12 protein-coding genes are annotated in these 11,873 nt (G+C 71.3%); 4 read left to right on the forward strand and 8 right to left on the reverse strand.

Annotation, left to right across the window (positions count from 1 at the left end; translation table 11 throughout):
• Positions 1-68: 68 nt before the first annotated feature.
• The 4 genes from eno to AC3ENQ_RS02785 all read right to left on the reverse strand — a co-directional run bounded on the left by eno (position 69) and on the right by AC3ENQ_RS02785 (position 3,578).
• Positions 69-1,349 (reverse strand): phosphopyruvate hydratase, encoded by a 1,281-nt coding sequence (eno, locus tag AC3ENQ_RS02770; RefSeq protein ID WP_431801445.1) that lies wholly within the window; start codon positions 1,347-1,349, stop codon positions 69-71.
• Between the two features lie 98 nt (positions 1,350-1,447).
• Positions 1,448-2,143 (reverse strand): O-methyltransferase, encoded by a 696-nt coding sequence (locus AC3ENQ_RS02775; protein WP_431801447.1) that lies wholly within the window; start codon positions 2,141-2,143, stop codon positions 1,448-1,450.
• A 39-nt stretch (positions 2,144-2,182) separates the two neighbouring features.
• Positions 2,183-3,181 carry a DUF1648 domain-containing protein gene (locus AC3ENQ_RS02780; RefSeq protein ID WP_431801449.1) on the reverse strand — a complete coding sequence of 333 codons (999 nt, stop codon included), beginning with the start codon at positions 3,179-3,181 and terminating at the stop codon, positions 2,183-2,185.
• On the reverse strand, positions 3,174-3,578 hold the full coding sequence (locus AC3ENQ_RS02785; RefSeq protein WP_431801451.1) for a GntR family transcriptional regulator: 405 nt from the start codon (positions 3,576-3,578) through the stop codon (positions 3,174-3,176). Before AC3ENQ_RS02785 ends, AC3ENQ_RS02780 begins: the two co-directional genes overlap by 8 nt.
• A gap of 85 nt (positions 3,579-3,663) precedes the next feature.
• On the opposite strand from AC3ENQ_RS02785, the gene AC3ENQ_RS02790 reads away from it, so the two are divergent.
• From AC3ENQ_RS02790 to AC3ENQ_RS02805, 4 genes are all read left to right on the forward strand, one after another.
• Positions 3,664-4,146 (forward strand): DUF4442 domain-containing protein, encoded by a 483-nt coding sequence (locus tag AC3ENQ_RS02790; RefSeq protein ID WP_431801453.1) that lies wholly within the window; start codon positions 3,664-3,666, stop codon positions 4,144-4,146.
• 52 nt (positions 4,147-4,198) lie between these two features.
• Positions 4,199-5,341, forward strand: a complete 1,143-nt coding sequence (locus AC3ENQ_RS02795; protein ID WP_431801455.1) for a sugar diacid recognition domain-containing protein — start codon at positions 4,199-4,201, stop codon at positions 5,339-5,341.
• A 107-nt stretch (positions 5,342-5,448) separates the two neighbouring features.
• Positions 5,449-6,642 (forward strand): glycerate kinase, encoded by a 1,194-nt coding sequence (locus AC3ENQ_RS02800; RefSeq protein WP_431801457.1) that lies wholly within the window; start codon positions 5,449-5,451, stop codon positions 6,640-6,642.
• A 43-nt stretch (positions 6,643-6,685) separates the two neighbouring features.
• Positions 6,686-8,047: a GntP family permease gene (locus AC3ENQ_RS02805; RefSeq protein WP_431801459.1), complete on the forward strand. Its 1,362-nt coding sequence runs from the start codon at positions 6,686-6,688 to the stop codon at positions 8,045-8,047.
• Between the two features lie 15 nt (positions 8,048-8,062).
• Here AC3ENQ_RS02805 and AC3ENQ_RS02810 read toward each other — a convergent pair whose 3' ends face one another.
• From AC3ENQ_RS02810 to nhaA, 4 genes are all read right to left on the reverse strand, one after another.
• Positions 8,063-8,497: a YdeI/OmpD-associated family protein gene (locus tag AC3ENQ_RS02810; RefSeq protein ID WP_431801461.1), complete on the reverse strand. Its 435-nt coding sequence runs from the start codon at positions 8,495-8,497 to the stop codon at positions 8,063-8,065.
• A 63-nt stretch (positions 8,498-8,560) separates the two neighbouring features.
• Positions 8,561-9,859 carry a histidine--tRNA ligase gene (hisS, locus tag AC3ENQ_RS02815; RefSeq protein WP_431801759.1) on the reverse strand — a complete coding sequence of 433 codons (1,299 nt, stop codon included), beginning with the start codon at positions 9,857-9,859 and terminating at the stop codon, positions 8,561-8,563.
• A 31-nt stretch (positions 9,860-9,890) separates the two neighbouring features.
• The gene (locus AC3ENQ_RS02820; protein ID WP_431801761.1) at positions 9,891-10,538 is read right to left on the reverse strand and encodes a nucleoside triphosphate pyrophosphohydrolase; all 648 of its coding nucleotides are present in this window, start codon (positions 10,536-10,538) and stop codon (positions 9,891-9,893) included.
• A gap of 103 nt (positions 10,539-10,641) precedes the next feature.
• Entirely contained in the window at positions 10,642-11,817 is a 1,176-nt protein-coding gene (nhaA, locus tag AC3ENQ_RS02825; RefSeq protein ID WP_431801463.1) for a Na+/H+ antiporter NhaA, read from the reverse strand.
• Positions 11,818-11,873 lie beyond the last annotated feature (56 nt).

An 11,873-nucleotide genomic window follows, 5' to 3' on the forward strand; every position in this document is an offset into this window, starting at 1 on the left:
GAAGGGGGAGCCGTCGTGTCGCTCACGGCTCCCCCCTCTCGTCATGTCGGCTGATCCGAGATCAGTCCTCAGCCCTTGTAGCGCGGGAAGGCGGCCCGGCCGATGAACGTACCCGCGTCCGCCAGCTCCTCCTCGATGCGCAGAAGCTGATTATACTTCGCGACGCGCTCCGACCGAGCGGGCGCGCCGCTCTTGATCTGGCCCGAGTTCACCGCGACGACGAGGTCGGCGATGGTCGTGTCCTCGGTCTCACCCGAACGGTGCGAGAACATCGTCGTGTACCCGGAGCGGTGGGCGAGGTCCACGGCATCCAGCGTCTCGGTGAGCGAACCGATCTGGTTCACCTTCACGAGCAGCGAGTTCGCGACGCCGAGGTCGATGCCCTTCGCGAGGCGCACCGGGTTGGTCACGAACAGGTCGTCGCCGACGAGCTGGACCTTCGAGCCCAGGCGTTCGGTGAGCTTCTGCCAGTTCTCCCAGTCCTCTTCGTCGAGGGCGTCCTCGATGGTGACGACGGGGAATGAGTCGACGAGGTCGGCGTAGTAGTCGATGAGCTCGTCGGCCGACCAGTCCTTGCCGTCCATGTGGTAGACGCCGTCGTTGTAGAACTCGCTCGCCGCGACGTCGAGACCGACGCCGACGTCCTTGCCGGGGGTGAAGCCGGCCTTGCCGATCGCGTCGATGAGGAACTCCAGGCCCGCGCGGTTGCTCGGCAGGTCGGGAGCGAAGCCGCCCTCGTCGCCCAGGCCCGTGGCGTAGCCGGCGCTCTTGAGGTCGGACTTCAGCACGTGGTAGATCTCCGTGCCCCAGCGCAGCGCCTCCGAGAAGCTCGGTGCGCCGTAGGGCGCGAGGAAGAACTCCTGGAAGTCGATGCCGTTGTCGGCGTGCTCGCCGCCGTTGATGACGTTGAACAGCGGCACGGGGAGCACGTGCGCGTTGGGGCCGCCGATGTAGCGGAACAGGGGCAGGTCGGCCGAGTCGGCCGCCGCCTTCGCGACCGCGAGGCTCACGCCCAGGATGGCGTTCGCGCCGCACCGCGACTTGTTCTCGGTGCCGTCGGTCGCAATCAGGATCTCGTCGACGACGCGCTGCTCGCTCGCCTCGACGCCTTCGATCGCGGGGCCGAGCTCGTCGATGACGGCGGCGACCGCCTTGAGCACGCCCTTGCCGCCGTACCGGCTCTTGTCACCGTCACGCAGCTCGTACGCCTCGAAGGCGCCCGTCGATGCGCCCGAGGGGACGGCCGCGCGCTGGACGATGCCGTCGTCGAGCAGCACCTCCACCTCGACGGTCGGGTTGCCACGCGAGTCCAGAATCTCGCGTGCGCCTACAGCCTCGATCAGTGCCACAGGGAACTCCTTGCTTGTGGAGGATGGAACGCGGAGCGTCGTCGGTCCAGTTCCGAGCATAGTGATGCGGATGCCGTGCCCACAGGGGCACTGCCGGATCAAACGACGATCGCGACCGCGATGCCGTCCCAGCCCTTCGCATCGAGCGTCTGGAGCGCCGTCGCGTCGAACCGCGAGTCGTCCCGCAGCATCTCGAGCCCCGCGCGCACGCCCGCAATCTGGGGGCTTTCATCGCTCGGGTCGGCGACGCGCCCGGAGCGCACCACGTTGTCGACGACGACGAGGGCGCCGGGGCGCCCGAGCCGGGCGGCGTAGTCGAGGTAGACGGTGTTCGACTCCTTGTCGGCGTCGATGAAGACGAGGTCGAACCCGGGCGCGGCATCCTGTGTCTGCGCCTCGCTCTCGCGGGCGAGGGCGGCGAGGACGTCGGCGGCGCGGCCCACGTGGATGTCGACCTTGTCCCCCACCCCCGCCCGGTCGACGCTCGCGCGGGCCACGCCTGCGTGCGCCGGCTGCGCCTCGATCGTCACGACAGTGCCGCCGTCGGGGATGCCGCGCGCGAGCCAGATCGTCGAGTAGCCCCCGAGCGTGCCGATCTCGAGGACACGCCGGGCACCGGTCGCGCGGGCGAGGAGGTGGAGGAGCTTGCCGTTCGTAGGCGCGACCTCGATGTCCGGCATCCCGGCGGTGTTCTGGTCGGCGACGGCGGCGTCGAGGGCCGGATCGCCGCCGACGAGCGTGTCGACGAGGTAGCGGTCGACGGCGCGGGCGTTCTCGGGGGTCAGCTCTGACATGACGTCAGCCAACCGGGGTGCGCACGGCGCGTCAACCGGTCACCCCACGCGCGTCGCGAGGGCCTGGAGAAGGGCGGCTCCGGTCTCTGCGTCGTCGACGGTGACCGTGAACGTTTTGCCGTTCGTGCGGGTGACGCGGATGCCGGGGCCGCGGCGCAGCACGACGCCGAATCCGCCGCCCGGCGCCCAGCGCAGACCCCATCCGCCGAACTCCCCCATCGGATTCACCTCGACGGCTTCGGCGCGGGCGATCTCGTCGAGCGGAATGTGCACACGCGGGAACCCGGTGACCGACGTGACCCGGAGCCCGTCGTCGTCGACGCGGACGTGGAAGGCGAGCGTCGTAGCAAAGGTCGCCGCCATGACGAGCATCACGCCGACGAGCAGCCACGCGATGAACGGTTCGGGCGACGCCGACAGCGCGACGACCGACACGACGAAGATCAGCACGAACGCCGCACCGAGGACGATCACCCCCGACCGCGCGAGAGACACGCGCTGCAGCCAGACGGCCTTCTCGGTGCCGGAGAGCGTCAGCGGGTCCCCTGCGGGGAGCGTCATGGCGCGGAACGGCTCGTGCGGTTGCAGGAACCAACCGAGCACGCCGGCCGCGCCGGCCAGGACGAACGCGCCGAGCGTCACGAGCCCGATGCCGGGGGCGTTCGCGGCATCCGTCAGCCCAGCCTGGAGCGCCAGGGCACCCGTGCCGATCACGGCCATCAGCACGGACATCGCGAGCGCCGTCGCACCCAGCAGGCGGTACGTTCCGCCGTGGTCGCCCCGGCGGAGTCCGCCGAGCCCCGACGCCGCGATGACCAGCGGGATGCCGAGGCCCACGACGACGGTCAGGACGAGGTTCACCCACGCGGGCCCGAAGCCGTCAGGCCGGCCGTCGAGGCCCCAGTGGGTCGCGACGGGGTCGGGAAGAGTGGGGAGGAGGAACGCCTGCGCGACGAGGGCGACGACGCTGATCGCGATGGGCAGCACGACGGCGACGAGGGCGAACCGGCGCAGCGCGAGGGGCGAGCGGTCAGGCATGAGGGGCCTCCTTCGGGGCGGGGATCACGGGCAGGGCGGCCACGGTGTCGGCGGGGGCCGCACGGACGACCGCGGCGAGCGCGTCGGGGGAGAGTCCTGCGGTGCGCGCTCGCGCGACGAGGGCGAGGATGTCGTCGTGCAGTGCGGCGAGGCGGCCGGCTGCGAGGGTCACGACGGCGCCTCTGCCCCGGTGCATCTGCACGAGCCCTTCGTCTCGGAGCACCTGGTAGGCGTGCAGCACGGTGTGCAGGTTCACGTCCAGCGAGGCGGCAACCTCGCGCGCCGACGGAAGCCGGTCGCCGGGACGGGCGCGGCCCGCGACGATCTCCGTTCGCACGGCATCCGCCAGCTGGGTGAACAATGGCGTGGACCGTTGCGGGTCGACGCGAAGAAGCATCTATCCATTATAGGACAACTAGAACAGTTGCAGACGGCCGACAATCGATTGGTCCGTGGCGGCCGACGTCCGTCACACTGGCGCGATGCGTATGACTCCCCGGCGCCTCGCCACGGGTATGAGCCTGTGGATCCCGAACCTCTTCAGCGGCATCCGCGTGCGCCGCTTCTCCGAGGATTGGACAGAGGCGGTCGTCGAACTCCACGTCAACGTCGTCACCCGCAACTACGTGGGGACGGCGTTCGGCGGCTCGATGTCGGCGATGACCGACCCGTACTTCTTCATGCTGGTCATGCACCAGCTCGGCCGCGATTACGTCGTCTGGGACACGAGGGGCGAGATCGAGTTCGTCAAACCCGGTCGCGGGGTCCTCACCGCACGCTTCGAGGTGCCCCGCGAGAAAGCAGAGGAGCTCCGCGAGCGCGCCCGCGGCGGCGCGAAGGTGCTCGAATGGTTCGAGACAGACATCACGGATGCCGCGGGAGAGGTCGTCGCACGGGTGCGCCGCGAGGTCTACGTGCGCGAGAAGAAACGCGTCACCGACGCGGCGGCCGCGTCAGCGCGCTGACGGGCGCGCGCCGGGCCGCCGCCGCGCACCTGCGTCCGTCACACTTATGGGCATGCGCACACCTGCACGCTCCACCGCTCCGACGAGGACCGGCACCGTCGGCGACCACAGTACGGCGACGTCGACGGACGCGGACGACGAGGGCGCGGCGCTCCTCCTCACCTCCGCGCTGGCGATGGACGTCGTCGCCGCCCTCGCGCCGCGCGTCGGCCGCAACGTGAACCTGATGGACCGTCGCGGCGTCATCATCGCCGCCCTCGACCCCGCACGCATCGGGACCCGCCACGACGGCGCGCTCCGCGCCGCACGCCAGGGACGGACCGTCGTCATCGACGCGCAGATGCCGGGCTCCGGCGACCTGCCGGGCGTCAACGAACCGCTCTATGTCGATGGCACGCTGTGCGGTGTCGTCGGTGTCACCGGGGCGCCGCGCGAGGTGGCGGAGCTCGCCCGCGTGGTCGCCCTCAGCGTCGGACTGCTCGTCCGGCAGCAGCGCGCGCAGGACGGCGCGCTGCTGCGGGACGCGGCCACCCGGGACCTCCTGGCGGGGCTGAGCTCCGGCGTCGACGTCGAGGCCGCCGACGCGCTCCTGCGCGACGCCGCGATTCCCGCGCCGTGGCGCCTCGACGTGCTCGATCTTGCCGCCGACGCACTCGCGCCCGCGATCGCGCGTCTCAACGCCGGACCTGCAGCCGCCGCGGCGCTCGACGGCGCAGTATGGGTGCTCCGTCACGCGCACGCGCCCGTCGACCTGCCCGAAGCGGCAGGGTTCGGGGCGGACGCTCCCGACGCGGTGTCGCTGCTCGCCCGGGCCGAGGACGCCCGACTGATCGCACGGCATCCCGCACTCTGGCCGGAACCGGACGAGGTGTGGTCGTGGGAGCACGCCGCGGCCGCCGCCGCGCTGCCCCCGATCTCACGGCGGCGTGCAGCCGCCTCCATCGCGACGCTCGCTCCCGCGCACCTGGACACGATCACCGCGATCGCCGGCGCCCGATCCCTCGCCGATGCCGCCGCGACGCTGCACATCCACCGGAACACCCTGCTGCAGCGCATCGAGCGGATCTCCGAACTGGTCGGCGCGGATGTGCGTGAGCCGCTCGCCCTCTCAACCATGCTCCTCGCCGTGTACGCCGCGCGCGCCGAGAGACCCGGCCGTGAGGCACCCGGCAGGTTCCGTCCGCGCCGCGGCTGAGCCTCGCCGGGGGTGTGCATACCGCACATGCCGGACCCTGACGACAGCCGCTAAGTCCGGGCGTCGGTCCATGGTCGTCGGGCGCGATCGGCGCCTACGCTGAGCCGGTGATCGAAGATGACCACCCTCCGCAGCCCCTCGCCTCCACCGCGCTGCGCGTCGTCATCGCCCCCGACTCATTCAAGGGATCGGCAGATGCGGGCGACGTTGCCGCGGCGATCGAGCGGGGCGTGCGCGCGGCTTTCGCGACGACCTCGACCCCCGTGGAGATCGACCTCCTCCCCCTCGCCGACGGAGGCGAGGGGACACTCGATGCGATCGTGGCCGCGTGGGACGCTCAACTCCACTTCGTCGACACGGTCGACGCCATCGGCAGACCGGTCACCGCCCGGTACGGAATCTCCCCCGACGGCAGGACGGCCGTCATCGAGGCCGCCGACGCGAACGGCCTGCCCGCCGTCAGCGATGTCCCGCTCCAGCCGCTCGCTGCCTCGAGCCTGGGCGTCGGCCGCGTGCTGCGCTCCGTCCTCGCCCGCGGCGTCGACGAGGTGCGCCTGTTCATCGGCGGCTCGGCGACGACCGACGGCGGAGCGGGGCTGCTCACGGCGCTGGGGGCCACCCTCCTCCGCCGTGATGGCACTCCCGTGCCGCTCGGCGGCGGCGCGCTCGGCGACGTCGCCCGGATCGACCTGTCGGGCCTCGATCCCTCAGCGCGGCGCGTCCGCTGGCGGATCGCGTGTGACGTGACCAATCCGCTCGTCGGCCCGGAGGGCGCCGCAGCGGTGTTCGGGCCGCAGAAGGGCGCGGATCCCGACGACGTCGCCGTGCTGGACGCCGCCCTCGCTCGCTGGGCCGACGTCCTCGAAGCCGAGGCCGGCACGCCCCTGCGCGCACTGCCCGGCGCAGGCGCCGCAGGCGGCCTCGCTGTCCCGCTGGTGGCGCTGCTCGGCGGAGAGCTTGAGCCAGGATGGCGCGTCGTCGCCGATGCCGTCGGCGCGGCATCCGCCCTCGCACGAGCAGACGCGGTGATCACGGGGGAAGGCCGCCTCGACGCCCAGTCGCTCGGCGGCAAAGTCGTCAGCGGGGTGCGCGAGCTGACCCCGGCATCGGTCCCGGTCATCGTGCTCGCCGGCGAGGTCGCGCTCGCGCCGGATGCCGTCCGCGCGGCGCGTCTGATCGCGTTCTCGATCGCCCCCGGACCGCGCTCGCTCGACGAGCTGCGCGCAGAGACCCTCGACGCGCTCGAGCGCGTCGCGTCATCAGTGGGCTCGTTGCTCGCCGCGCCCTCCCTCCATTCCTGATCACCCGAACAGTCACCTCCGTACCGGCAAAGGAGCCACCCGTATGATCGACCTCCTCGTCCTCGTCCTCCTCGTCGTCGGGATCGTGCTCGCGACGGCGAAGCTCAAGATCAGTCCGTTCCTCGCCCTGATCGCGGCGGCTCTGATCGGCGCGTTCGCCTTCCGTCTGCCGCTGGCCGACATCGTTCCGACGATCAGCACGGCGTTCGGATCGAGCCTCGGCAACATCGGTCTCGTCATCCTCTTCGGCACGATGATCGGCGTCATTCTGGAACGCTCAGGAGGGGCGATCTCGATGGCCGACGCGCTCATCCGATGGCTGGGGACGCGCTTTCCCACCCTCACGATGTCGATCATCGGATACGTCGTATCGATCCCTGTGTTCTGCGATTCGGGATACGTCATCCTCAACTCGCTGCGCAAGGCCATCGCCGTCCGCACCGGCGTCTCGGCGCTCGCCATGTCGATCGCCCTCATGACCGGCTTGTACGCCACCCATACCCTCGTGCCCCCGACCCCCGGTCCCCTCGCCGCCGCGGAGAACATCGGCGCGGGCGACTACCTCGGCCTCATCATCGCGATCGGCCTACCCGTCGCCGCCGTCGCAGCGTTCGCCGGGCTGCTGTTCGCCCAAACCTTCGCGAAGAAGCCATTCGCCCCCGCCCCCGACCCGGAAGGCGCGCAAGAGGTCACCCAGAGTTGGGACGAACTGCGCGCATCGTACGGAAAGCTCCCCTCGGCGTGGCTCGCCTTCCTGCCGATCCTCCTCCCCCTCGTGCTCATCTGCGCCGCCTCCATCGCGAAGCTGCCCAACCGTCCGCTCGGCGAGTCGACGCTGTACGACATCGTCACCTTCATCGGCACGCCCACCATCGCTCTGCTCATCGGCCTCGTGGCCGCCACCCTCCTCCTGAGCGGCCACGGCAAGCTCGCGACGTTCAACGCCAACATCGCCGAAGCGATCCGCGTCGCCGCCCCGATCCTGTTCATCACCGCGGCCGGCGCGGCGTTCGGCGCCGTGCTCGCAAAGTCGACGATCACCACCTTCCTGTCCGAGAACCTCGCCGGTCTCGGAATCGGACTCGCGGTGCCGTTCCTCGTCTCCGCCGCGCTGAAGTCCGCGCAGGGGTCGTCGACCGTGGCGATGGTGACGACATCAGCGCTGATCGCGCCCCTTCTCGGGTCCCTCGGCCTGTCGAGCCCCATCGGCATGGCTCTGACCGTCCTCGCGATCGGCGCGGGCGCGATGGTGGTGTCGCACGCCAACGACTCGTACTTCTGGGTCGTGTCCCAGATGAGCCGGATCCCCGTCGCCACCGCCTACCGCACCCTCACGATCGCATCGGGCATCGAGGGCATCGCGGCGTTCGCCGCCGTCTGGGTGATCAGCCTGTTCGTCCTGTGACGGACGCCGCGGCCGTCACATCAGCGCGCTGACGGCCGCGGCGATCCGCCGTTCCCGCGTGGCTGTCTGCTTGGCCTCCGTGACTCCGCGGACGATCTCCTTACGGCGCGATGGCGTGAGCGCGTCGTAGGCGGCGCGCACGCCCGCGGCGTCGAGCGCAGCGGCGAGATCATCGGGGGTCTCGGTCACGCGGTCGTCGGCATCCAGCGCGATCTGCGCATCGACCTCGTCGCCGATGTCGACGCCGAGCTCGGCGCGGGCGGCCTTCGAGAGTCCGACGAGGTTCTTGCCACCCATGACCCCGAGTCGGAGGCGCGCCTCGCGGTCACCGATGCGCACCCGCACCGCAGCGCGCTTGCCGCCGCCGAGCTCGTCGACCTGGGCATCGGTGAGCTCGATCGCCGTCGCCGGGCCGGTCGCGACGAGGGTGGTGTGGATGTGCAGGGTCATGGGAGCATCCTGCCGCGCGCCCGGCGCGGCGACCAGAGGGCCTATGGATTCGGGCCCGTGGATTCAGTCGAGCGGCTTGATCTCGAGCGCGTCGCGCGTCGCGCCCGCGGGCACCGTCGCAAACGAGTTGTACCCGTCGGCGCTCGCGCGCTCAAGGAGCGCCTTGAGGTTCTTCGTCCGCTGCTCGAGCCGCACGCGCGACCCCTCGGCGACGAACGCCGCCTTCAGCGCCGCGAGCTCGGCGACCGGAACGTCGCGATCGTGGACGAGGACGATCGCGGGGGCTCCGGCATCCGACTCGCCCTCCAGCAGGTCGACGATGCGCTCGAAGCCGATCGAGAACCCCACGGCGGGGACGTCCTGCCCCAGGAACCGCCCGATCATCCCGTCGTAGCGGCCTCCGCCGCCCAGCGAGTAGTCGACGCTCGGGTGCGCGAGCTCGAAAATCGTGCCCGTGTAGTAGCCCATGCCGCGGACGAGGAACGGGTCGAACGCGATCGGCAGCGTGAAGTACGGCTGCGGGATGCCGCGCGCCACCCCCACCGCGTCGCCGAGTGCGACGAGGTGGTCGACGATCTCGTCGGGGGCCCCGTCCGGGAGTGCCGTGCGGATCGAGCCCTCGCCGAAGGCGCGGAGCTCGAGCGTCTGCGGGCGGCGGAGGAATGCCTCGAGCGCGTCGACGGCAGCAGAGGTCGCACCTCGGTCGCGGAGTTCGGCGAGCACCCCGTCGACGCCAATCTTGTCGAGCTTGTCGATCGTAATGAGCACCCCCGGACGCTCGGCCTCGGCGAAGCCGAAGTGGTCGAGCATCCAGTCGAGGGCGCGGCGGTCGTTGATGCGGACGGTGGCGCCCTCGAGGCCGAGCGCATCGACGGCGTCGAGCGTCGCCACGATGAGCTCCGCCTCAGCGCGCGCGGACGCGTCGCCGATGATATCGATGTCGCACTGGACGAACTGGCGGTAGCGGCCCTTCTGCGGGCGCTCGGCGCGCCACACCGGCGCGATCTGGATCGCCCGGAAGACCGTCGGAAGCTCCGCCCGGTGGCTCGCGTAGAACCGCGCGAGCGGCACCGTCAGGTCGTACCGGAGCCCGAGGTCGCTGAGAGCTGCCACGTCGAGGGCGGTATCGGGTGTCGCGTCGTCCGAACCCGCGGCGGCGCGCAGCGCGTCGGCATCCAGACCCCGCTTCAGCACGTTGAACGCGAGCTTCTCGTTGTCGCCGCCGATACCCGCGTGAAGACGCGCGTAGTCCTCGACGACGGGGGTCTCGATCTCGTCGAAGCCGTGCGCACGGTAACGCTCGCGGATCGTGGCGAGCACGCGCTCGCGACGGGCCTTGTCTGCGGGGAGGAAGTCGCGCATGCCGCGCGGCGGGTTCACGGATGCCACGGGGCTATTCTTCCAGGTCGCGCGCGACGTCCCCGGCGGCGGCCTCCGCCGCGCGGACCTCGGCCTCGAGCCGGCGGATCGCTCCGCGGAGCGCGCGCTCAGCATCCCAGCCCCGCTCGCGCGCGAGAGCGACGAGTCCGAGCAGTTGCTCGCCGAGCTCTTCTTCGCTCGCGGCACGCACGCCGAGGGCGCGTGGCTCGGGAGCCGGACGGAGGGGTGCGGGGAGCACCGGCGCGGCACGGTCGAGGAGCTTCTGCGCGTGGGCCAGCGCGGGCATGTGCGCGGAGACGCCGTCGAGCACGGAACGACGCTCCCGCTTCTCGGCGGCCTTGGCGGCGTTCCAGTGCACGAGGACCTCGTCGGGGGTCGCGGCGACGACGCCCGCGAACACGTGCGGATGCCGACGGACCATCTTCTCCGTCACCGTGCGGGCCACGTCGTCGATGTCGAACGGGTCGTCCGGGTGCTGGGCGGCGACCGCCGCGTGGAAGAGCACCTGCCACAGGAGGTCGCCGAGCTCTTCGCGGAGGTCGGTGCGGGTGCCGGCCTCGACGGCGTCGATGAGCTCCGCCGACTCCTCGACGAGATACGGCACGAGATCGTCGTGCGTGATGCGCTGTGACCAGACGCACCGCTCACGCACCGCCCGCATCGTCTCCGCCGCCTCGCGCAGCGCGTCGGGCGCGGGGGCCGCCGCACGCGACGGCGAGGGCGTGTGCTCGGGTCTTTCGGCAGGCGTGCTCACGCCACCGAACCTACCCCTGGAGCTCTCCCTGCGGCTCGCCCGCGGCGGCCCGGCGCCGGTAGTGCCGCGCTCGCCACGAGACGAGCACGGCTGCGAGCGCGAGCGAGATGAGCGAGCCGGTCAGCACACCGAGGATCGCCTCGTCGCGCAGCAGTCGCTCCCCCGCGAACGCCAGCTCGGCCAGCAGCAGCGACACGGTGAAACCGATTCCCCCGAGCGCGCCGGCCGCGACCAGGTCGGCGAAGGGCAGCGTCGGCGGCAGGGAACGGTCGCGTCCGATCTGGAGCGAGATCCAGCCGAACAGCGAGATGCCGATGATCTTGCCGACCGGCAGCGCGATCACGATGCCCCAGAATGCCGGCTGCAGCTGCGAGGGTGCGACAGCGGGGATGACGACGAGCGCCGAAGAGAACGCGAACAGCGGCAGAATCAGCCCGTTGACCCACGGCTCGAGCGCGTGCCGTGCGCGCATCGCGGGGTGCTGGGCCATCGCGAGCCCGAGCGCGACGCCCGCAATCGTCGCGTGCACGCCCGAGAGGTAGACAAAGGCCCACGTGAGGATCGCGACGACGACGAGCGCGACCGCGATCGGCGCGCGCGCACGCGTGTCGAGGTGCCGGCTCAGGATGCCGAAGAGCACGACGCCGACCGCGGCGGCCAGGAGCATCCCGGCATCCACCCCGCTCGTGAACAGCACGGCGATGAAGACGATCCCGACGATGTCGTCGAGGATTGCGAGCGCGAGGAGGAAGATGCGCAGCGCGGGCGGCAGACCGCGCCCGAAGACGGCGAGCACACCGAGCGCGAAGGCGATGTCGGTCGCCGTCGGCACGGGCCACCCGGTGATGCTGTCGGTGCCCCAGGCGAGCGCGACGAAGATCACGATCGGCACGAGCACCCCGCCGGCGGCGGCGATCGCGGGCTGCACGGCTCTGCGCGCGGAGTTGAGCTCGCCGCTGGTCAGCTCGAACTGCAGCTCGACGGCGACGACGAAGAAGAAGACCGCGAGCAGCCCGTCTTTGATCCAATACTCCACCGAGAGCTCGAACACGCCCGGGATGCCGACGTACGTGTGCATGAGGTCGTCGACGGCGGGCCCGGCGGGGCTGTTCGCGACGATGAGTCCCACCGCGGCGGCGGCGAGCAGGACGATCGCGGGGAAGCGGGCGGAACGGAGCAGACTCATACGCGTGGCGGCGCCTTTCGGGGTCGGGAGACTCGACGCCGACCAGGCTTCCCGGC

The sequence above is a fragment of the Microbacterium sp. bgisy203 genome, from assembly GCF_057706945.1.